The 22116-nt window shown below is 59.2% G+C and carries 21 protein-coding genes and 1 pseudogene; 14 read left to right on the top strand and 8 right to left on the bottom strand.

Annotation, left to right across the window (positions count from 1 at the left end):
- Window positions 1–47 precede the first annotated feature (47 nt).
- From AWB64_RS31400 to AWB64_RS20620, 6 genes are all read left to right on the top strand, one after another.
- Window positions 48–458 carry a helix-turn-helix transcriptional regulator gene (locus tag AWB64_RS31400; protein WP_060857290.1) on the top strand — a complete coding sequence of 137 codons (411 nt, stop codon included), beginning with the start codon at window positions 48–50 and terminating at the stop codon, window positions 456–458.
- A gap of 2 nt (window positions 459–460) precedes the next feature.
- Window positions 461–1795 carry a type II toxin-antitoxin system HipA family toxin gene (locus tag AWB64_RS20640; protein ID WP_060857289.1) on the top strand — a complete coding sequence of 445 codons (1335 nt, stop codon included), beginning with the start codon at window positions 461–463 and terminating at the stop codon, window positions 1793–1795.
- Between the two features lie 271 nt (window positions 1796–2066).
- Window positions 2067–2510, top strand: a complete 444-nt coding sequence (locus AWB64_RS20635; protein ID WP_060857288.1) for a DUF2231 domain-containing protein — start codon at window positions 2067–2069, stop codon at window positions 2508–2510.
- Complete coding sequence (locus AWB64_RS20630) at window positions 2503–3822, top strand: PQQ-dependent sugar dehydrogenase (protein ID WP_060857287.1); 1320 nt, start codon at window positions 2503–2505, stop codon at window positions 3820–3822. The genes AWB64_RS20635 and AWB64_RS20630 overlap by 8 nt, the downstream gene beginning before the upstream one ends.
- A 144-nt stretch (window positions 3823–3966) precedes the next feature.
- Window positions 3967–4452, top strand: a complete 486-nt coding sequence (locus AWB64_RS20625) for a DUF421 domain-containing protein (protein ID WP_060857286.1) — start codon at window positions 3967–3969, stop codon at window positions 4450–4452.
- A gap of 47 nt (window positions 4453–4499) precedes the next feature.
- Window positions 4500–4892 (top strand): tautomerase family protein, encoded by a 393-nt coding sequence (locus tag AWB64_RS20620; RefSeq protein WP_060857285.1) that lies wholly within the window; start codon window positions 4500–4502, stop codon window positions 4890–4892.
- Here the strand turns inward: AWB64_RS20620 and AWB64_RS20615 are convergent.
- Window positions 4889–5500, bottom strand: a complete 612-nt coding sequence (locus AWB64_RS20615; RefSeq protein ID WP_060857284.1) for a ProQ/FinO family protein — start codon at window positions 5498–5500, stop codon at window positions 4889–4891. The genes AWB64_RS20620 and AWB64_RS20615 overlap by 4 nt on opposite strands.
- 137 nt (window positions 5501–5637) lie before the next feature.
- Here AWB64_RS20615 and AWB64_RS20610 point away from each other — a divergent pair, with 137 nt between their 5' ends.
- Entirely contained in the window at window positions 5638–6330 is a 693-nt protein-coding gene (locus AWB64_RS20610; protein WP_060857283.1) for an HAD family hydrolase, read from the top strand.
- 30 nt (window positions 6331–6360) lie between these two features.
- Here the strand turns inward: AWB64_RS20610 and AWB64_RS20605 are convergent, their stop codons facing one another.
- From AWB64_RS20605 to AWB64_RS20585, 5 genes are all read right to left on the bottom strand, one after another.
- Complete coding sequence (locus tag AWB64_RS20605) at window positions 6361–7308, bottom strand: Dyp-type peroxidase (RefSeq protein ID WP_060857282.1); 948 nt, start codon at window positions 7306–7308, stop codon at window positions 6361–6363.
- Window positions 7309–7470: 162 nt separating this feature from the next.
- Entirely contained in the window at window positions 7471–7956 is a 486-nt protein-coding gene (locus AWB64_RS20600) for a DoxX family protein (protein ID WP_244164131.1), read from the bottom strand.
- Window positions 7957–7979: 23 nt separating this feature from the next.
- Entirely contained in the window at window positions 7980–8759 is a 780-nt protein-coding gene (locus AWB64_RS20595) for an HvfC/BufC N-terminal domain-containing protein (RefSeq protein WP_060857281.1), read from the bottom strand.
- On the bottom strand, window positions 8749–9603 hold the full coding sequence (gene bufB, locus AWB64_RS20590; protein ID WP_060857401.1) for an MNIO family bufferin maturase: 855 nt from the start codon (window positions 9601–9603) through the stop codon (window positions 8749–8751). Before bufB ends, AWB64_RS20595 begins: the two co-directional genes overlap by 11 nt.
- Window positions 9604–9704: 101 nt before the next feature.
- Window positions 9705–10016, bottom strand: a complete 312-nt coding sequence (locus tag AWB64_RS20585; RefSeq protein ID WP_060857280.1) for a BufA1 family periplasmic bufferin-type metallophore — start codon at window positions 10014–10016, stop codon at window positions 9705–9707.
- 286 nt (window positions 10017–10302) lie between these two features.
- Between AWB64_RS20585 and proX the strand changes: the two are divergent.
- A pseudogene (gene proX, locus AWB64_RS20580) lies at window positions 10303–11336 on the top strand (glycine betaine/L-proline ABC transporter substrate-binding protein ProX).
- 25 nt (window positions 11337–11361) lie between these two features.
- Window positions 11362–12546 (top strand): M20 aminoacylase family protein, encoded by a 1185-nt coding sequence (locus AWB64_RS20575; protein ID WP_060857279.1) that lies wholly within the window; start codon window positions 11362–11364, stop codon window positions 12544–12546.
- Window positions 12547–12658: 112 nt separating this feature from the next.
- On the opposite strand, the gene katG is transcribed toward AWB64_RS20575, so the two are convergent.
- Window positions 12659–14920 (bottom strand): catalase/peroxidase HPI, encoded by a 2262-nt coding sequence (gene katG, locus AWB64_RS20570; protein ID WP_060857278.1) that lies wholly within the window; start codon window positions 14918–14920, stop codon window positions 12659–12661.
- A 1136-nt stretch (window positions 14921–16056) separates the two neighbouring features.
- On the opposite strand from katG, the gene AWB64_RS20565 reads away from it, so the two are divergent.
- The 4 genes from AWB64_RS20565 to AWB64_RS20555 are packed head-to-tail and all read left to right on the top strand — an operon-like array spanning window position 16057 to window position 18611.
- Window positions 16057–16428 (top strand): GFA family protein, encoded by a 372-nt coding sequence (locus AWB64_RS20565; RefSeq protein WP_060857277.1) that lies wholly within the window; start codon window positions 16057–16059, stop codon window positions 16426–16428.
- Window positions 16425–16547 (top strand): hypothetical protein, encoded by a 123-nt coding sequence (locus AWB64_RS32560; RefSeq protein WP_279616269.1) that lies wholly within the window; start codon window positions 16425–16427, stop codon window positions 16545–16547. Before AWB64_RS20565 ends, AWB64_RS32560 begins: the two co-directional genes overlap by 4 nt.
- A gap of 7 nt (window positions 16548–16554) precedes the next feature.
- The gene (locus AWB64_RS20560) at window positions 16555–17295 is read left to right on the top strand and encodes a response regulator (RefSeq protein WP_060857276.1); all 741 of its coding nucleotides are present in this window, start codon (window positions 16555–16557) and stop codon (window positions 17293–17295) included.
- Window positions 17292–18611 (top strand): ATP-binding protein, encoded by a 1320-nt coding sequence (locus tag AWB64_RS20555; RefSeq protein WP_060857275.1) that lies wholly within the window; start codon window positions 17292–17294, stop codon window positions 18609–18611. The genes AWB64_RS20560 and AWB64_RS20555 overlap by 4 nt, the downstream gene beginning before the upstream one ends.
- Window positions 18612–18657: 46 nt before the next feature.
- Here the strand turns inward: AWB64_RS20555 and AWB64_RS20550 are convergent, their stop codons facing one another.
- Window positions 18658–19827 (bottom strand): branched-chain amino acid ABC transporter substrate-binding protein, encoded by a 1170-nt coding sequence (locus AWB64_RS20550; protein ID WP_060857274.1) that lies wholly within the window; start codon window positions 19825–19827, stop codon window positions 18658–18660.
- Between the two features lie 91 nt (window positions 19828–19918).
- Between AWB64_RS20550 and AWB64_RS20545 the strand changes: the two genes are divergently transcribed.
- Window positions 19919–21991: a GAF domain-containing sensor histidine kinase gene (locus tag AWB64_RS20545; protein WP_060857273.1), complete on the top strand. Its 2073-nt coding sequence runs from the start codon at window positions 19919–19921 to the stop codon at window positions 21989–21991.
- The last annotated feature ends 125 nt before the right edge of the window (window positions 21992–22116 follow it).

The raw sequence follows: 22116 nt of genomic DNA, 5'->3' as shown, positions 1-22116 counted from the left end.
CAATACAGCCTATAACCTGTATTCTGTTCGACCACCGGAGATTTCGCGTGAACCACCCTGTCAAAACGCTGAGCCAGTTGCGGCCTATCCTGCTGGGATTTCGCAAGGCTGCGGGACTCACGCAGGCAATGGTGGCCAGTCATCTCGGTGTCACCCAGCAGACATACGCCCAACTGGAGGCCAATCCCGAAGCAGTCAGCGTCGAGCGCTTTTTCAAGGTTTTGCGCGTACTGAGCGTCGATCTGATGCTGACTCAGTCCGATCAACCACAATCAAAGGTCGTCGAGAATCAAAAAGGCGTCGCGCGCTCCGCAAAAAAACCGGCGTCAGCGGGCAAATCCCGTGACAAAGACGGCAAACCGGTCACCGGGCCCGCGACCAAAACCATCGCGCGAAAGGCCGCCCTTTCAGCCTTGAGTTCCGGTCGGGCCGCCGCCAAGAAAAGAGAGAACTGGTAAGCATGGCACGCCGCTCTGAACCAAGCCGGCTCGACCTGTGGATGAACGGTTTGCCCGTCGGTTCCTGGGAGACCACGCCATCCGGCGAGCGGCTCGTGTATCGGGACGATTGGCTCGAGGATCCCCAGGGACGTCCTCTGTCGCTGTCGCTGCCATTTACGCCCGGCAACCAGCCTTATAGAGGGCAGGTGGTGGCAGACTATTTCGACAACCTGCTTCCCGACAGTGAACCCATCCGGCGTCGCATTGCCGCTCGCTATAAAACAGGCGGCACGGCGCCGTTCCAACTGCTTGCCAAGCTGGGGCGCGACTGCGTGGGCGCGGTCCAGATTCTGCTGCCCGGCGAAAGCCCGGTCGATCTTGAAACCATCAGGGGGCGCCCGCTCAGCACGAAGGAGATCTCGCAGCTGCTGCGGGACACCACGTCCACACCGAACATGGGGCAGCACGAACCGCTTGATGATCTGCGGCTGTCCATAGCGGGCGCGCAGGAAAAAACCGCTCTTTTGTGGCATAAAGGCCGATGGATCCTGCCCGAGGGCAGCACGCCCACCACGCACATCTTCAAGCTGCCGCTCGGACTCGTCGGCAACATGCGCGCCGACATGCGCACGTCGGTGGAAAACGAATGGCTTTGTTCAAAAATCGTTGCCGCATATGGACTGCCCATCGCCCGTTGCGAGATGGCGGCGTTCGAGGATCAGAAGGTGCTTGTGGTCGAGCGCTTCGATCGCAGAATGTCGAGCGACACGTCCTGGATCCTGCGTTTGCCGCAAGAGGACATGTGCCAGGCGACGGGCACGCCGGCGCTCAACAAATATCAGTCCGACGGCGGCCCGGGTATTGAGCCGATCATGGACGTGCTCTACGGGTCCGAGCGCGCGCTACAGGATCGCCGCAACTTTTTCCTGGCGCAGATGGTCTTTTGGCTGCTTGCCGCAACCGACGGTCACGCGAAGAATTTCAGCATCGCGCATCTGCCGGGCAACCGGTACGAAGCAACACCCCTTTATGACGTGCTTTCGGCTCATCCGATTATCGGCACGGGTCCGAACAAGCTGGCGGCGCAGCGGGCAAGACTCGCCATGGCGGTACGCAGCAAGAACGTCCACTACCTGATAAACGACATACAACGCCGCAATTGGATCGAACAGGGACAACGCACGGGACTGTCGATACCCGCTGTCGAGCAGATGATCGATGCGCTGACGGACCTTACCGCGAAGGTGATCGACGAGGTGGCGGCGCTGTTACCCCGATCGTTTCCAATGGATCTTGCCGAATCGGTTTTCAAAGGCATGAACCGGTTGAACCGGAAACTGGCCAGGCGCGAATAGGACCGCGGCGCTGCCGGGCACGTGACGTGCGATAGGCAGGTGGCTCAGCCGCCTGGAAAACGCTGCTCGCACTGCTTGCAAAATCCTTTCGTAGATGCGTTGCGTGGTCTTGAAAGACAGCAATGCCGTGTGAGATTGCGCTGCATGACCCGAGGTCCAGGCGGCACGAGCCGGAAAGACGATGCAGCGCGGAAAGTCTCGATATTGCATCTGGGCAGCCATGACCGGGGCATCGTTTGTCGCATCTTTACCTTCAGTAAAGGACTTATCCATGACTCCAACTAGCTCGAGATATCGGTCAAGACTGGCCACCTCGCTTTTCGATCTCTTGAATCCCATCCCGTTCGGACTCTTCGTCGGCGCACTCATTTTCGACATCATCTACGCGATCACAGCCAATGTGTTCTGGGGGAAAGGCGCGGCGTGGCTCGTCACCACGGGACTGTTTTTCGCGATCATTCCACGCCTGATCAATCTCGGCCACGTCTGGTTCGGAGCGCGATATACGGTGAGGAATAACGAGAAACCCGATTTCTGGCTGAACCTGCTCGGGATCATCGTGGCGATCGTGAATGCTTTTGTTCATAGCCGCGATGCTTATGCAATGGTCCCGCTGAACGTCATTCTCTCGGTGATTACCGTGGTCTTGCTAAGCCTCGGACACATCATGCTCGCGTTCGACAAGTTCGGTTTCAAGGAGACGACTCGTGAATAGATCCATCTTGACCAGCGTCATCGCGATCGCCGTCGCAGCCTCGATCAGCGGATGTAACGAGCGCGCCAAGTACGACTCCGAGCATCAGGCCGGCGCGAATCCGCCGTTGCCGAGCGCACAGAATTTCTTCACGCCTCCCATGCAGGTGCCGAAGCACGTTGGCTGGCAGAATAACGAAACACCGAAGGTGCTGGACGGCCTGAAGATCGAAAAGATTGCGTCCGGGCTCCAACATCCGCGGCAGGTCTACGGCCTGCCTAACGGCGACATCCTGGTGGCGGAATCGAGCAGCCCGGATGCCGAGCCCGTTACCACGCCGAAGCAGTTGATCGCCGGCATGGTCCAGAGCCGTTCGGGCAAGGAGGCAAAGGGCGGAAACCGCATTACGCTGCTGCGAAAGCGCGCCGATGGCAGTGGTGAATGGGACAAGCACGTGTTCATCGATCACCTGCATTCGCCGTTTGGCATGCAACTGGTCGGCGACACGCTCTATGTTGCCGATACCGATGCGATCCTGAAATTTCCGTACACCTCCGGCGCAACGGAAATCTCAACGCCTGGAGTCGAACTCGCCGACCTTCCGGACAGGGTCAATCATCACTGGACCAAGGCGCTGCTCGCGAGCCCCGACGGCAAGAAGCTGTATGTCGGCGTCGGCTCGAACAGCAATGTCAGCGAGAACGGGCTTGATGTGGAGTACCGCCGTGCAAACGTGCTGGAAGTCGATATCACGACGGGCGCGAGCCGGATCTTTGCTGCCGGGATCCGCAATCCGACCGGGCTGCAATGGGAACCGGCAACGGGGCGGCTCTGGACGGTCGCGAATGAGCGCGATGAAATCGGCGCGGATCTCGTGCCCGACTATCTGACATCTGTGCAGGACGGCGGCTTTTATGGCTGGCCGTATAGCTATTATGGTCAGAATGTCGATCGGCGGGTCCAGCCGCAGCGTCCGGATCTGGTCGCGAAGGCGATCAAGCCGGATTATGCGATCGGCTCCCACGTCGCACCGCTTGGACTGCTGTTCTATACGGGCAACAACCTGCCGGCGCAGTACAAGGGCGGCGCGTTTATCGGCGAACATGGCAGTTGGGACCGTTCGCCGCTGAGCGGTTATGCGGTCGCCTACGTGGCGTTCGAAAATGGCAAGCCGGTCGGCACGCCGAAGCCTGTGGTCACCGGCTTCGTTTCCGCCGATGAAAAGCAGCTATATGGCGCGCCGGTCGGCCTTGCCCAGGACAAGGACGGTGCGCTCGTCATTGCCGACGACGCCGGTAACACCGTGTGGCGTGTGACAAAGGCGGGAGGCTAGACGCGTGGCTTAGCGACACGGAGATGTCACTCTGTCTGCGAACTCCGGCATGTCCGATCGATCTTCGGAGACGCCGGGGTCGCAGCACGCCAGTTGCATGGGATCGTGTTGGCGGGACACAGGAGCGAAAAAGGAGGCGGCACAATGATCGAAGCCCTGTTTGGCAGCGGACGGGATCTGGACGAGTACCAGATGGCCGCGAGAGGCGTCGCCGTGTTCATATTGGCCCTCGCGTTGATCCGAATCTCGGGTCGCCGGTCGTTTGGCCAGCGCTCGCCGTTCGATTACGTCGTCGCGATCCTGCTGGGAGCGACTCTTTCGCGGGTCATCGTGGGCGCTTCCCCTGCAATCCCGACCGCGGTCGCATCGCTTGTTATCGTGGTGATGCATCGCATGCTTGCATGGGGTTGCGTCCATTCCCGGTGGCTGGAGAAGCTCGTAGGCGGTGTGGAACGCGAGTTGTATCGGGAAGGGCGCTTCAACGAGCGGCAGATGGCGGCTGCACTGGTGACTGCGGCCGACGTACTGGAAAGCAATCGCCGTCAATCAGGAACGCTGGATCTTGCAGGCGTACGATATGTTTTTCTCGAGCGCAATGGAGAAATCAGTATTATCCGCGATCGAAAGTGAGAAACAATTCAATCGATGCAGGCACTGAACCACATTTAGGAGCCGATATGCCGCTGGTCAGAATCAATATCTCGAAAGAGGCCTCTGCCGAAAGCGTTCAAACCATCAGCACCGTTATATACGACGCCATGGTTACCGTCGCGAATGTTCCGGCGCACGACAAGTTTCAGATCATCACTCGCCATGAATCCGACGAACTCGTGTACCCGTCCGAAGGATATCTGGGCATTGATTACTCGCCCGGTATCGTTTTCATTCAAGTGACGTGGAACGCGGGGCGCACAGTCGAGGTGAAGAAGGCCTTTTACAAAGCGGTCGCAGAAGGCATTCATCAAAAGGCGGGACTGCGAATCGAGGACGTATGGATCAGTCTTATTGACGTCCAACGCGAAAACTGGTCGTTCGGGAACGGCGAAATGCAGTACGCGCCCGGCGTCTAGGACGCGCTTGGATCAGGAGGCACCACAGCCGTAGCCGTCGCAGTCGCAGTCGTCGCGGGGGGAGCAGATGCCTTGGCTGCCACCCTGGCTAGCCGCGATTCCTCGAGTTTTTGCGCGCGAACCGCATCTTCAGCCGAAACGCGACCCGCCTCCGCACCGGAGAGATCCACGCGGACGGCATTTTCGACAAGCGCCGTCCAGTAGCGGCTTCCGCGGCACCAGATCTTTATGGCGTCGCGCAGTTCTGCCTGACTCACCTTGAGCTCCGCAATATGTGGGAGCAGGTCTTCAAAAATGCCGATCTTGAGCGCCACCTTGGGCGCGGGATTTTTGGGGAAAGCCGCCGGGAAACGCTTTTGCAACCGCCCGATATGCACCACTACCGGATCCACGGGCTTGGCATTGGGTTTGACGTCCGCCGCCGGTTTCGCCTTCGATACCGCATGGGCGGGTCTGGCGTTCGGTTTGGCATTGGGTTTTGCATTCGCCGCCGGCTTCGCCTTCGAAACGGGAGGCTTTGCCCGAGTACGGTCTGCGCGCGCGGGAGCCTTCGTTCCAGCCGATTTTGAAAGTTGTTCCTTGAGTGCTGCTAGCTGTTCGAATCCCATCACGTCCATCCGGGCAAAAAGAACCTGAATTGTAGCAGTCCCGCGACCTGCAAGCGTTTGCGCGCGGCGAGCGGGGAATTTTCGCCTGCCGTGCGGTATCCTTGCCCGTTGCGCGAACCCATTACGTTCATTTTTCAATGCCCAAGCTTCTTTTCGATGCCGTGCTTTTCGACTGCGACGGCGTGCTCGTCGATTCGGAACCCATCACCAATCGTGTACTGACCGCCATGCTGGCCGAACTCGGATGGCATCTGAGCATCGAGGAGACGATGCGGATCTTCGTCGGCAAGGCCGTGAAAGACGAGGCGCCGCTCATTGAAGCGCAGACGGGCGTGAAAATCACGGAGCAATGGCTTTCGCAGTTTCGGGAGCGGCGCAATGCCGCGCTCGATCGCGAACTGATCGCCATTGCCGGGGCGCTGCGGGCTGTGCAGCACGTGCACCGCGAATTCGACGGGCGCATTGCGGTGGCGTCAGGGGCCGATCGCCTCAAGGTCGAGATGCAGCTCTCGAAGGTCGGCATGATCGACTACTTTCATGGCCGCATATTCAGCGGCCATGAAATGGCGCACAGCAAACCGTACCCGGACGTTTATCTGGCCGCGGCCAAAGCGCTGAATGTCGATCCCGCGCGCTGCGCTATCGTGGAAGATACGGTCACGGGCGCGACCGCGGGCATTGCCGCGGGCGCTACTGTGTTTGGATACAGCCCGCACGCGGAAGGCCATAGCGGGCCGGAAGCACTTCGCCAGGCGGGCGTGGTGCAGGTCTTTCAGAATATGGCCGAATTGCCCGCCTTACTTGCGCAATGGCAGAGCCGGGCCGCCTGATACTTTCCGCTGGCTTTCACTGGTAGCGCGTTATGGCTTGCGATCCGCGAGTTCCTCGAGCAAGGTTGCCGACGGAACAAAGAACAGTCCGCCCGTGACCGCGCGGCTGTAATCGAGAAGCCGGTCGTAGTTGCCGGGCGGCCGTCCGACGAACATGTTCTCGAGCATCTGCTCGACAGGTTCCGGCGAACTGGCATAACCAATGAAATAGGTTCCGAACTCGCCTGCGCCCGGGCGGCCGAAGGCCATGTTGTGACGCAGGATCTTCACTTCCTGGCCGTCCTTTTCAATCGTGGTCAGTGAGCTGTGCGAGGAACTTGGTTTGATCGCCTCGTCGAGTTCGACATCGGACAATTTCTTGCGTCCGATGATCCGCTCCTGCGCCTCGACCGGAAGCGATTCCCACGCGGCCATGTCGTGCAGGTATTTCTGCACGATCACGTAGCTGCCACCGGCGAAGTCACGATCCTGATCGCGAATCAGGGCAAAGTCGACCGCTTCACGGCCGCGCGGATTCTCGGTGCCATCGACGAAACCGACCATGTCGCGCAGATCGAAATAGCGAAAACCGTGCACTTCATCCACGACCGATACCGCATTGCCCAGGCGTGTCATCAGTTGGGTCGCGAGTTCGAAGCAAAGATCCATGTGGTCGGCGCGAATATGCAGCAGCAGGTCGCCCGGCGTGCCGATGGCGTGGCGCTTGCCCTCGCCGAACTCGCGGAACGCGTGCAGGTTCGCGGGGCGGGGCGCGCCAAAAAGCGTATCCCAGACGCCCGCGCCAAAACCGCAGACGCACGACAACTCGCCCGTGGGCGCGCGCGTGCCGACCGCACGGACGAGCGCTGCTACGTCACCGCAGATCGAGCGCACTGCGGCGGCGTTGTCCGGACCGGGATTGAGCGTGGCGACAATGAAGATCGCACTGCGAGTAATGGCGTTGCATACGGCTTGCGGTTCTGGAATGTCGGTCGGCATTGGATGATTTGTCCCGGCGCGTCAGGATTGTCGGCAAACTCGAACAAGCGTGGCCGCCGGAAATCCTGTGATTGAAAGAATCGGTTAGTTTCTGTTGTCCTGCCAAGATTAACGAATTCCTTCAATCGGCGCGAGCGGCCATCGCGACAATAAACGCGTCGCTCAGGACCTGAACGCCTTGTCACCCAGCAGATAGTCGATGGAAATCCGCCCCGGTCCCCATGCCGCGATTCCGAGCGCCATCGCCAGCCAGGTCAGGTGGATCGGCCAGCCTTCCGGCACCGTCAGCTCGATGATGCAGGTCATCAGTATCAAACCGGCTGCGGCGAAGCGGGTGCCAAATCCAAGGACCAGCAACACCGGGAACATCACCTCGCCGCAGCCCGACAGAAATGCGAATATGGCGGGGTGAGGAAACGCATACGGCCCTCCGGGAAGGTGCAGCTTGAACTCCTCTGTGAACAGGTCGATTGCCGTATCGTTCAGTTGAAGGAATCCGTGCCATTTGAGAATGCCCGACTTGTAGAACGGCACGGCAAGCGCCACGCGCAGCACGAGTTGAACGAGCCACGGTTGGGCGAGCCGCTGGACTTGCCGCCTCGCCGCGCCAATCGCCGATATGGCTGCGCCGGGAAAAGAAAGGCTCATAACTTGTCTGTCCGGCATCTTGATCATTCTCCAGGTTGAATTGCAGTGAACACGCCGGCTGAGATCATTCCGGCCAGATTGGCGTGGAGATCGAAGGCAGGGGCGTCTTCAAATGCAGCAGCGATTGCGTCGCCGAGCGATGCGTTATCGAGTAGATGAGCGAGGAATACCGCGCCGCCAGCCGGCAGGCGCGAGACGATCACTTCATGACCGGGCCGCGTCACGAGAGCGTCCTCCGGTTCGCTTGAGCAGAGTGGCGAAACGGGACCATCGGTCCGGTTCATTGCGAAGATCGCGACGGCGGGATAGCTTGAGCGCACGATCCGCGTGGCCGGATGCGGCGTGAAACGTATTTCGGCCAGCAACGCAGGGTCGATGGACCCAAGCGCTTCCGCCGCAAGCGCGGGAAGGTCGGCGGCGTGATAAGCATCCAGCCAGGCGCGCTCGATACGCGCCGTATCGGCTAGCCAGGGCATGTTGCGGGCATGGTCATAGGACGCAATGAACGCGGGGAAATCGCGTCCGTACTCGAACAGCAACGGCGACACCGGCGGTGTTTCGCGAACATGAAATCGGGCCATCGCCCTGAAGAAATCGATGCCGGTAATGCGCTGTATCGCGGGATAGATTGCGGCGAGTGCATCGATCAGGCTCACCGTGACGTTGTTTCGATAAACGTTGTAGCGCCTGATCACCCCTTTGCCCACGGGAGCGACGACATCTTCCGGCGCAGCAGCCGCCGGGTTTGTCAAACCCGGCGCGAATGCCGTGGCGAAATCGTGCAGGGGAATTTCAGGCCTCACGATCGTTCTCCCCACTAAGCGCCATAGCGTTTTCTTCCATGATGGCGCGAGCCATCAGCGCCTGGGCGCGCAATACGGGCCAGTCGGGAAGCTTGCTGTCCCACTCGATCAATGTGGGCCTAGGTCCGATTCGCGAGACGACATCCGTATAGAGCTTCCAGACTGGATCGGAGACGGCGCGGTCGTGGCTGTCGATGAGAAGCCGTTCGTTCTCGTCGTCCTCTTGTTCGTCATGTCCGGCAAGGTGTATTTCACCAACGTGTTCAAGTGGAAATTCAGCCAGGTATGCCGAGGCCGAAAAGCCGTGGTTGTTCGCTGAGACAAATACGTTGTTGATGTCGAGCAAGAGACCGCAGCCGGTGCGTTGCGCGACTGCTCGAAGGAACCCGGTCTCGCTCATTGTCGATGAAGCGAAGGCGACATATGTCGACGGATTTTCCAGCAATATAGGATGCCTGATTGCTTCCTGAACTTGCGTGACGTGTTCGCATACCCTGTCGAGCGTTGGCCTTGTATACGGCAAGGGCAGCAGGTCGTTGAAGAACGTTCCGCTGTGGGACGACCACGCCAGATGTTCCGATACCAGCTCGGGTTCGTAACGCAACACCACGTCCCGGAAGCGCGCGAGATGAACCGGATCCAGTGCGCCGGGTCCGCCAACGGACATGCACACGCCGTGAACGGATAGCGGATAGTCGCCACGAATGGCCGCAAGCGCCCGGTGTGGCGGGCCGCCCGCACCCATATAGTTTTCCGCGTGGACCTCGAAGAATCCATCGGCGGGTCCGTCCGCGAGAATCGCAGGCAGGTGATCGTGCTTGAAACTGGTCCCTGCAAGTGTCATGGCGCCGGAGCCCGCACGAATGGAGCGGCTCGGGCCACGCACTGCAGTTGGCTTCGTGGAATTGTCCATGGCCGCTCGCATTCGTTTTATCGTTCGCTGGATCAGGACTTGAGCGGCGTCAGCGAGCCATGGCCGCCGCCCGGCACCTGGATATTCGTGCAGGTGCCCCCTTGAACGAACTTCCACGAATTGCCCTGAAAATCCATCGCGGACGTGCCCTGACATGTCGTGCCGGGGCCTGCCGCGCAGTCGTTTTGTCCCTTCAGGGCAACGCCATAGCACTTCTCCTTGTGCGCCGCCATGGCTGCGCTTTCTTCGCCCTTTGTGAGCGGCGCCGCTTGAGCAACCGATGCAAGCAGGCTCGCTACAACGCCAGCGAGAAGGGAGGCACTAACAGTGGTCTTTGCGGACATTGAATCTCTCCAGTAGTTGAATTAGACGGTACCCGTCGCGGGTACGTTATCTATTTCGCCGCCTGCCGATGTCCGGTTACAGAGATTCAAATTTTTTTTCTTTACGAGCCGATGCAGACCGGATTTTTGCTGTGCACAGCTTCACCCGAACCGGAGAAAATCGCGCGGCGGTATTCACCGTGTACATAGGAAGATCAGATGCCGGCTGTCATCTAGCATGTGACGTGATCGAGAGAACTCCGGACGCCGGGCAACGGCGAACATGCGCGAACCAACGGGAGCGCCAATGAAGACCTTGAAGTGCGGCGGGGCGGCGGCTGTTCTGGCGGCGCTCCTGTTCCCGGCAGTCAGTGCGTCTGCAATCGCCGATACGCTGCCCGGCACGGGAAAGACCGTCCGTTATGTGCAGGCCGACAGCCTTGGCGCAAATTACGTCGCGGACCAGATCGTGGCAAAGGCCATGCAGTCGCTTGGTTACGACGTGAAGCTCAGCACCATGAACATCACGCTGTTCTTTGCGGCGGTGGCGCAAGGAGACGTGGATCTCTCAACCGATGTGAACCTTCCCCAGCGCGAGCCGGAGTTTCGGGCTGTGGAGAAGCAGGCTGAAATCATCGGCACCGGGTTTATCGCCGGGGCGGGGTGAACGGCTACATGATAGACAAGAAGACAGCCGATGCTCACCACATCACGAGCCTCGAGCAGATGAAAGATCCGGATGTCGCCGGGCTGTTTGGTGAAGGCGGGAAGGCCGAGCTGATCAGTTGCGATCCCGGCTGGAGCTGTGCGGACGTGGTGAACTATCAGGTCAAGAAATTTGGACTCACGCAAAACGTCCACGTCGTGAGCGGCAAGTATGAAGCGTTGATGACCGACGTGGTCTCGCGCATCAAGTCCGGCTCGCCCGCATTTTTCTATGCGTGGAGCCCGTCATGGGTCACAAGCGGTCTTGTCCCGGGCAAGGACGTTGTGTGGCTCCCGGTTCCCGCGGATGCCTTGCCGCCCAGGATGCCCAACAGCGGGTCGGCGCTTGTCAAGGGCGTGGTCGGCTGTGCCGGAGGCGCCGATCCATGCCACATGGCAATGGCGTCCTGGAACGCGGGTTCGGTGGCGAACAGGACGTTCGCTTCCGCCAATCCGGGTATCAAGGCGCTGATCCAGCAGATCAAGTTTCCGCCCACGGTCTGGGCTGACTGGGAGTCCGCGATCAGCAAGGAACATAACTCGACCGGACTGTATTCCCGTCTCGCCGATCAATGGCTGGCCGCGAACCGCACGCTGTTCACCCAATGGGTCGGTGCGGCACGCGCCGCGCAATGATTCAACCCGCATTCAAGGAGAACCCATGACGGACGTACTCGCGCGCATTCTCGACATGAGCGAAGAATTCGTCGCCTTGCGCCATCGCATTCACGCTCGCCCTGAACTCTCGCTCGAGGAGCATGAAACCAGCAATCTCGTCGCGGAACGTCTTCATGCATGGGGTTATGAAGTGCATCGGGGGCTTGCGAAAACGGGCGTGGTCGGCACGCTGAAAGTGGGCTCCGGCTCGCGCCGTCTTGGCCTGCGCGCGGACATGGACGCACTTCCGATTATGGAGTCGACGGGCCTTCCTTATGCGAGCCAGCGAGAAGGCGTGATGCACGCTTGCGGCCACGATGGCCACACGGCAATCCTGCTTGGCGCGGCGCGCTATCTAGCGGAAACCCGCCGGTTTTCCGGCACCCTGAACCTGATCTTTCAACCCGCTGAAGAACGCTATTGCGGCGCGAAGATCATGGTCGACGAAGGGCTGTTCGACAAATTCCCCTGCGACATGGTGTTCGGTTTGCATAACCGGCCGGGCGAACCTGTCGGCAAGTTCGGTTTTCTGCCTGGCAGTTTCATGGCTTCGTCCGACACTGTCTATATCAGCATCCAGGGAAAGGGTGGCCATGGCGGACGGCCGCATCTCACATCCGACCCGATTGTCGCCGCGGCGCATGTGGTGATCGCGCTGCAGACCATCGTCTCACGCAATATGGACCCGCTCGATACCGCCGTGATCAGTATCGGCGAGATTCATGGCGGGACCGTCTCCAATGTCATTCCAGACGTTGTAAAGATGACGCTTTCGGTTCGCGCGCTGCGGCCCGAGGTGCAACGATTGGTGCATGACCGGCTTATCGAACTTGTAGAGACTCAGGCATCGGCGTTGGGGTGTACGGCGAAGGTGGATTATCAATGGGGATGTCCGGCCGTTGTCAACGACCCCGCTGCCACGGAATTCGCCCGCCAGGTCGCGTACGATTGGCTAGGGGAAGACGGGCTGATACCCGACATGCGTCCCACGGCGGGCGCGGAAGATTTCTCGTTCATGCTGCAGGCGGTTCCCGGTTGCTACTTCATAGTGGGCAACGGTACGGGCCCGGCACATAACACGGGTGGCTGCATGCTGCACAACGCCGGCTACGACTTCAACGATGCGGCCTTGCCGACCGCCGCGACGTATTGGGTAAAACTCGCCGAGCGCTTTCTCGCCGAGCGGTAAGACAGCGTGCAATGCGCCGCGTACGGGGGCGCATTGCACGTTCGAGGCGTAATAGCGCGATTGAAATGGAAGGCTCCGTCAGGACGACCGCCTGACGGAGCGAGGCGACGTGTCAGGCAAGGTCGAAACGGTCGAGGTTCATCACCTTCACCCATGCTGCGACGAAGTCGCGGACGAACTTTTCCTGCGCGTCTTCTGCTGCATAGACTTCACTGAGCGCCCGAAGCTGGGAATGTGCGCCGAAAATCAGATCGACGGGAGTGCCGGTCCATTTTCTTTCACCAGTCTTCCGGTCCCGTCCTTCGAACAAGTCCCTGGCCGACGAGAGCGCTTGCCACTCCGTGCTCATGTCGAGCAGGTTGCGGAAGAAGTCGTTGGTCAGTGCTTCCGGTTTGTCGGTGAAGACGCCATGCGGGTTCTTACCGGCATTGACGTTCAGCACACGCAAGCCGCCGATGAGCGCCGTCATTTCCGGAGCGGTCAAGCTCAGCAATTGCGCCTTGTCGATCAATAACGCTTCCGCTGGAACCTTGTACTTGCCCTTCAGATAATTGCGGAAACCATCGGCGACCGGTTCCAGCGCGGAAACGGATTCCACGTCGGTCTGTTCCTGCGAGGCGTCCATTCGGCCCGCCGTAAAGGGCACGCTCACCTGATGCCCGGCATTTTTCGCCGCCTGCTCAATGCCGGCGCCGCCCGCCAGAACAATCAAGTCGGCCAGTGAAATCTTCTTGCCGCCGGCTTGCGCGCCGTTGAACTCGCTCTGGATGCCTTCGAGGACCTTCAGTACCTTCGACAACTGCTCGGGCTGGTTGACGGCCCAGTCCTTCTGCGGCGCGAGGCGGATGCGTGCGCCGTTGGCGCCGCCGCGTTTGTCGGAGCCACGGAATGTGGACGCCGACGCCCAGGCCGTCGATACCAGTTCAGAGACAGATAGTCCCGACGCCAGGATCTTCTGCTTGAGTGCGGCGACGTCCGCTTCCTCGACCAGCGCATGGTCCAGCTTCGGAATCGGGTCCTGCCAAAGCAACTCTTCGCTTGGTACTTCCGGTCCAAGATAGCGTGCGCGCGGTCCCATGTCGCGATGCGTCAACTTGAACCACGCGCGGGCGAATGCGTCGGCCAACTCATCGGGATGTTCCCAAAAATGCCGAGAGATTTTCTCGTAGGCGGGATCGAAGCGCAGGGAGAGATCGGTGGTCAGCATCGTCGGAAGCAGTTTCTTCGACGGATCGTGAGCGTGTGGAATAATTGCGCTGGCGCCTTTGGCGACCCACTGATTGGCGCCAGCGGGACTCTTGGTCAGTTCCCACTCGTGACCAAACAGGTTTTCAAAGAAACCGTTGCTCCATTGCGTTGGCGTGCTGCTCCAGGTGACCTCCAGGCCACTGGTGATGGTGTCGCCGCCCTTGCCGCTGCCAAAGCTGTTCTTCCATCCAAGCCCCTGGTTCTCGAGATCGGCGGACTCGGGTTCGGGACCTACGTTCTCGGCAGGACCCGCGCCGTGCGTCTTGCCAAACGTATGGCCGCCTGCGATCAGCGCGACAGTTTCCTCGTCGTTCATTGCCATGCGCGCGAAGGTTTCACGGATATCGTGCGCTGCGGCAACTGGATCCGGATTACCGTCGGGACCTTCCGGATTGACATAGATGAGGCCCATCTGCACGGCGCCCAGTGGATTTTCCAGGTTGCGTCCGTTATCGGTACGGCTGGTTTCTTCACCGTGCTTTTCTTCGTCGGCGACAATAACGCCTCCGTCTTCGTTATTGCCTGCAGCTCCCTTGCCATAACGCACGTCGCCGCCCAGCCAGGTCTTCTCGTTGCCCCAGTAGACGTCCTGATCCGGTTCCCACGTGTCCTCACGCCCACCCGCGAAACCAAAGGTCTTGAATCCCATGGTCTCGAGCGCGACGTTGCCCGTGAGAATCAACAGGTCGGCCCACGAGATCTTCTGACCATATTTCTGTTTGATCGGCCAGAGCAGGCGGCGGGCTTTATCCAGACTGACATTGTCCGGCCAACTGTTGAGCGGTGCGAAACGCTGCTGGCCGCGCCCGGCACCGCCGCGACCATCGCCGATACGGTACGTGCCTGCGCTGTGCCAGGCCATGCGGATAAATAGCGGGCCGTAGTGGCCAAAGTCCGCGGGCCACCAATCTTGCGAATCGGTCATCAGCGCTGCAAGGTCCTTCTTGACTGCAGCCAGATCAAGGCTCTTGAAGGCCTCGGCGTAGTTGAAGCTGTTGTCCAGGGGATTGGACTTGCTGGAGTGCTGGCTGAGCAAGTCTACCCGCAGTTGTTTCGGCCACCAGTCACGGTTCGTCGTGCCGCCGCCCGCGGCGTGATTGAACGGGCACTTTGCTTCATTTGACATGCGTTATCTCCTTGAGAGGGACCTATCCACCGATTGTTTTTTTAAGGATGCACGTTTTCATAGTGCATCGCATCAATGAGCCTGGCGCGTAGCGCGCTTGGAAGATTGAAGAATACTCAGGCGAAAACTACTACTGCGGCACCTAATGTTTGACGTTGCTGAACAGGCGCCATTCGTTCTGACGAGCCTACTCCAATCAAATATAAACGCGTGTGACGGTCCACAGAAGTAGATTAGTGCAATGCCCTTGATAGGTCACGGCTATATCGCGGGATTCTTGATGGCGGTCGATGTACACAAGCAAATCATGGCGCCTTCTAGCAGGCCTTTTGAAATTGCGTACCTAACTGAAGTTGCTTTCATCCGTTTGACACAATGCAGCAACAGCGGATCACCAAGTCTTGATCTGCTGCCACCAATGAGCGCTGCATATCACAGGGTTAACCACATCATGATGGGACTCGATTGGAAACTTTCGCTGCGCGGACTAATTTACGGATAGCACAAAGGCGTCGATAGCAAGCATTGCAGATGCAAAGGCCATGTTGTGCGTGCTATCCCGGCGCCAAACGATGAGAAGTAAAAGACCATCGCTTTACAAACAATAGAACCCCGGAGGCCACGCACATGGTCAAGGTAGTGGGCAAACTTCTTACCGTGTTCCAACGAGATGGCGAAACAGTCGTGCGAGCGCTCGAACGCTCGGAATATCCTTCGGCAATCAAGGACATTGTTCGGTCTTCCCGTTGTGGCTTGTGCAATGTATGGTGCGTACTCGAATCGGGCAACGTTGCTGAAGCAATATTCGGATGTCAGAGCGACGATTGCGCCGACGACTGTGTCCTGACAAAGCATGTGATCGGTGACGAAACCTATTGGGCATGCCAGTGCGTCGCTAAAAAACCCCCGGAGAATATTATTCCGTTGCGCCGGCCTGCTAATCATTTACCGAGTTGCAGAAAACCACGCTATTAAGGATCGCAAGCTTGCATAAGATTGCTCCTGTCCGGTTTGGCTGTTGCCGGCTGACTGCATGGTGCAATTTTTTGTATCAGACAACCGGGCGGATACACTACGATACAAACACCTATTCAAGTCGCGCTATAAAGTAGCCATACCTCATCACCGGGATCTTTATGAGCGACGATGGCCTGAAAGGCTCGTGCCACTGCGGAGCCGTCAAATTCGAGGTTCATGCACCTGTAACCCCGGCGGCGCGCTGCAATTGCAGCTTGTGCCGGCGCAAAGGCGCGCTGATGACTCCGCCGTTCGCCGCGAATCAATTGGCGATACTGCAAGGGGAGGACGCGCTCTCGCAGTATCAGTTCAACACGCGGACAGCTAAGCACTTTTTCTGCAGGCATTGTGGTATTTATCCGTTTCATCAAACGCGCACGAATCCGCAGCTTTGGCGCGCCAATATCGGCTGCCTCGAGAGCATTGATCCGTATGCGCTAGAGGCGGCTATCTCGAATGGAGCAAGCCTCTCCGTAATGGAGGACGCATGAAACGCCTGTTTGCGATTCTTGCCTTCGTGGCCGGCGGTTTGGCCGCCGAGCTGGCGCATCCGGTCCAGTGTTCGTTGATCCACGCAAGCAAGGTGCAGACGAAACGTCGAAAGAGTTGATGCACGGATGAATACGATCGACCACATACTGATTGTCGACGACGACCGGGGTATTCGCGAACTGATCGCGGGCTACCTCGATAAAAGCGGCATGCGCGTTTCGCTCGCCGCTAACGGACGCCAGATGTACAGCGTCCTGGAAAACGGCGCGCCCGACTTGATCGTCCTCGATCTGATGATGCCCGGCGAAGACGGCCTGGTGATCTGCCGCGAACTGCGGGCTGGCAAGTTCCGCTCGGTGCCAGTGCTGATGCTGACCGCGAGAGACGAAGAAGCCGACCGGATTCTCGGCCTGGAAATGGGCGCCGACGACTACTTGCCCAAGCCGTTTGCGGTGCGCGAACTGCTTGCGCGTATTCGCGCGGTGCTGCGCCGCGCGCGCATGCTGCCGCCCGGCATGCAACTAAGCGAATCGGCGCAAATGCTCGGGTTCGGCGATTGGCGGCTCGATACGATTGCGCGTCACCTCCTCGATCAGGAAGGCACGATGGTCGCGCTTAGCGGAGCCGAATATCGTCTGCTGCGCGTGTTTCTCGATCATCCCCAACGCGTGCTGACCCGCGATCAGTTACTCAACCTGACCCAGGGACGTCAGGCCGACACGTTCGACCGCTCGATCGACCTGATGGTGAGCCGCCTGCGTCAGCGGCTGAGGGACGTCGCCCGCGAACCTCGCTACATCAAGACGCTGCGCAGTGAAGGTTATGTGTTCTCTTCGGCGGTGAGTGTGATCGAGGAACCGCAATGAACGTGCGCTCATGGCTGCATTGGCCGCGCACGTTGTTCGCGAGGTTGACGGTGATCCTGTTCATTGGTCTGGCTTCAGCGCAGGCGTTGTCGTTCTGGCTCACCATGACCGAGCGCGACCAGAGCATGACCAATGTGATGATGGGCTACATCGAGCGCGAAGTTGTCAGTTCCGTGGCGCTTCTCGATCATTTGCCGGCCAGCGAACGCGCTCAATGGCTGCCGCGCCTTGCGCGCCGCAGCTACGATTTCATTCTTGGACCGGGGGTAAGCGGTGGCACGCTCGACGCCCAACTGTCGGCGCGCGTGGCGCAATCCATTTCCGAAGGCATCGGAACTCGCTATCCGCTCACCGTGAACGCCGTGCCGGGTGATCGCGAGCGTCTTCAGGTACACCTCCGGCTCTCCGACGGCAGCCCCCTGACAATAGACCTGCGTCCCATGCCGAGCACCCCATTGTCGCGTTGGCTGCCCTTGGGGCTGATCCTGCAACTGGTCGTGCTGCTCGCGTGCTGCTGGCTGGCAGTGCGGGTTGCCACGCGCCCCCTGCACGAGTTGGCGGCGGCAGCCGACGGACTCGGCCCGGACCTCAAGGCATTCCGGCTGCCGACAGATGGACCATCGGAAGTGGCGCGTGCGGCGCGCGCGTTCAACTCGATGCAGGACAGGATTTCAATGTACATGACGGAACGCATGCAGATTCTGGCAGCGATTTCACATGACTTGCAAACGCCGATTACCCGCATGCGTCTTCGGGTTGAAGTCATGGATGACGAAGCCGAAAGTGTCAAGCTGCGGCAGGATTTGCAGGAAATCGAGGCATTGGTGAAGGAGGGCGTGACTTACGCGCGAACGCTGCACGGCGCAACCGAAGTGCCGTGCCGGATCGATCCCGATGCGTTGTTCGACAGCCTGGTCTGCGACTACGTCGATGCGGGTCAAGACGTGTGTCTGCAAGGGCGATTCGGCATGCCGCTCACGACGCGTCCACAGGCTTTGCGCCGCATTGTTGGTAACCTGGTGGACAACGCGCTGAAGTTCAGCGGCGTTGCGGAGATCAATGTGGCGGCATCGTCCGACGGAAAGGCGACCGTCACGGTGCTGGATCGCGGACCGGGGATCCCCGAGCAGTCGCTGGAGGCGGTTTTTCAACCGTTCTACCGGATCGAAACGTCGCGTAATCGCAATACGGGCGGTACGGGTCTTGGCCTCGCCATCGCGCGCCAGCTCGCACTCGCGATGGATGCGACGCTCTCGCTTCACAATCGTGCGGGTGGTGGCCTGGAAGCGAGGTTGATGTTGAAAACAATGCATTAGTGATCATGGAAAGTGCTGACGTGTAGGGTCATATCGATCAGGTTTCCTATCTTCTGATTTCCCGGAGCGTCACCTTCTTGCGGTCTTTGAATGTCGAGATAGTCGCGGCCGGCACGCGCAGATCCCCCGCGTCGTCAAAAGAAATCTGGCCGGTAACACCTTGGAAATCGACATTGCGAAGTGCGTCGACGATTTTTCCCGATTCCGCCGATTGCGCCTGGACTACCGCGTGATACACCGCCATGGTCGCGTCGTAAGCGTAGGGCGCGTAGAGTTGCACGTGCTCCCGGAATTTCGCATGGAACTTCTTTTCGAAGGCGAGACCGCCCGGCATGGAAGAAAGGCTCAGTCCGCCGTCGGCGCAATACAGATTGCCGGCGAACGCCTCGCCCGCCAATCTTGGCAGCTCCCGGGTGCACATGCCGTCGCCTCCGAGCAATGGCGCGGTGACGCCAAGCCGCTTCATCTGGCGCAGCATGGGCCCGGCTTGCGCATCGACACCTCCAAAAAAAATGGCGTCTGGCCGTTTTTGCTTGAAGAGCGTAAGCGACGCGTTGAAGTCCACCGCTTTATCGCTTGTATATTCGCGCGCCACGATCGTGCCGCCCGCACTACGCGTTGCGTCAACGAATACATCGGCCACGCCTTGACCATAAGCGGTGCGGTCATCGATCACTGCAACGCGGCGAGCGTGCATGGTGTCGATTACATAACGGCTCATGACGGTCCCGAGGAAGTTGTCGTTCGCAAGCACCCGGAACGTCGTGCGATAGCCAAGTCTGGTGAACTGGGGATTCGTGGCGGAAGGCGTAATCTCGGCAATGTTGGCTGCGGCGTAAAGCCTCGCGACCGCGATCGATGTTCCTGAACTCTGATGCCCGACGATCGCGTTCACGCCGTTATCAATGAAACGCTGCGCAATCAATGTCGCAATTCGCGGGTCTCCGGCATCGTCCTGGGCGTCGAGCTTGAAGCCGGTCGGAGTGCCTGCGATTACCGGATGGGAAGCATTGATCTCATCAATAGCAAGCCGGATGCCTTGCTCGATATCTTTGCCAAGATGTGCCTGAGGTCCCGTCAATGCGCCCGCATAACCGATCACCACCACATTGTCCGCCCGGGCTGCCGAGAGGCTCGCCACGACCAGCGCAATGGGGAAGAGCGCCCTTGGCGAATGGTAAGATCTCCACGGCAACCAGCGGAATCGACAAGACATTGTCACCTGTATTTCCATGAAGAGCGCACTGCGGCAATGCATGTTCAAGAAGGCGTAAATCTAATGGTTTGTGTCAGCTGGAGTCAATAGCATGTGCCCGGATAAGCAACTGACTTTCCAACCCATTGCCGGAATGGAAAACGAACTCCTTCAAGTAATCGATGCACTGCCAGGCTTGGTGTGGACCGCGCTCCCCAGCGGCCAAGTCGATTTTCTAAACCGGCGCTGGCGTGAATACACCGGCATGAGTGCGGAAACTATTCTGCAGTGCTGGCAGGATGCCATTCATCCGGACGACTTGCCGGAACTGCTCAAACGCTGGAGCGCCAACCTGAGTTCGGGCGAACCCCAGGAGATGGATGCACGCCTGCGCCGGTTCGACGGAGAATACCGCTGGTTCCTGATTCGAACGCGGCCAGTCCTGGATGCATCCGGGCAATTAGTGAAGTGGTGCGGACTGAATACGGAAATTGAAGACCGGCGGAGGATCGAAGCACTGCTCGCCGGCGAAACAGAACTGCTTGAACTGGTTGCTGCCGGTCGCCCCATGGCGGTCATTCTTGAATGGTTTTGCCGTCTTGTTGAAAGTGTTGCGCCCGGCTGCTATTGCAGCATCGCGTTGCTGCAGCCAGCGGGTACGCATCTTGAGCACGGCGCCGCACCGAGCCTTCCTCGTGAATTCATCGATTCGATTATCGATGGGCCTGCCGAAAGCAACCCATGCGCAAGCGCGGCCCTGTCGAACGAGCAGATCATTGTCTCCGACCTTCTTTCGGACCCCCGGTGGGCGCTCTGTTCCTGGCGGCAAATGGCGCTTCATCATGGAATTCACGCGTGCTGGTCAATGCCCATTGTCGCGGCCAGCGGCAAGGTCACGGGAGTGTGTTCGATACATTACGATGGCCGTCGAAGATCTGCACCGCTCGATCAGGCACTGATAGGGCAGATAGCGCGTATTGCAAGCATTGCGGTTGAGCGGACACAGCACGACGCGACGCTTAAACGAAGCGAAGCGTTTCTCGCGGAGACTCGACGCCTGAGTTCGACCGGGGGCTTTTCCAAGCGTGTGTCGACCGGAGAGATCACGTGGTCGGAAGAGGTGTACCGGATGTTCGAATTCGATGCGGCCAGGCCGGTCACACTCGAATTGATCCGCTCGCGTGTGCATCCCGAGGACCGCGTGTCATTCGACGATATGCTCGAGCGCCAGCAACGCGGTATCGATTACGAGCACGAGTACCGGTTGTTGATGCCCGACCAGTCGGTCAAATACATGCACGTGGTTGCACACGCAATCAGGGACGCAAGCGGGCAGTGTGAGTACATGGCGGCCATTCAGGACGTGACAGAGCGACGCCGGTCCGAAGCGGCATTGATAGAAGCGCGATCGGAACTTGCGAGAGTGGCGAGGGCATCGAGCTTCGGAGTATTGACTGCGTCGATTGCTCATGAAGTGAACCAGCCGCTCTCCGGCATTATCACGAATGCCAGCACGTGCCTGCGCATGTTGGGCGCCGAGCCCCCCAACCTGGAGGGAGCGCGGGAAACTGCGCGGCGTACCATTCGTGACGGCAACCGGGCGTCGGAAGTAATCAAGCGATTACGTGCGCTTTTCTGCAAGACGGACACCACAATCGAAAACGTCGATCTGAACGAGTCCATCGGTGAGATCGTTACGCTTTTCCGTAGCGAACTGCATCGTAGCGGGGTGACAGTGCAGATCGATCTTGCCGGCAATCTGCCCTGCGTTTCGGGCGATCGCGTTCAACTTCAGCAAGTGATTCTTAACCTTTTACTGAATGCGCTGGAGGCGATGAACGGCATTGATGATCGTCCGAGGCGCTTGCTCGTCGTCACTGAACTTGACGCGAACGACATTGTGCGCGTGTCCGTGGCGGATACAGGTGCAGGGTTTGGCATTCACGAGCCGGCGCGACTGTTCGACGCTTTCTATACGACCAAGCCCGGCGGGATGGGCATTGGGTTGTCGGTAAGCAAATCGATTATCGATAATCACGGAGGTCAATTGTGGGCCATCGGAAATGAGAGCGGCGGCGCCACGTTTTCGTTCTCCATTCCTAAGCAATCAAAGCTGCGGAAAGATGGGAACGGCGGGAGTGCGCACTGGATCGCGGGCGTAACGGACAGGCAGCAATCGCCATGAAGAACCTCTCGTTTGCACCGCACAACTTGACTCATCCGGTTCCATCAATTCCATGGCCGCGAATCATTGGTGTCGAAAAGAGCGGCTTTGCATATTGCCGTCTCTGAGTCGATACCAAAGTATCA

Source organism: Caballeronia sordidicola, assembly GCF_001544455.2.
GTDB lineage: Bacteria > Pseudomonadota > Gammaproteobacteria > Burkholderiales > Burkholderiaceae > Caballeronia > Caballeronia sordidicola.
This window is presented reverse-complemented; position numbering and strand designations above follow the sequence as displayed.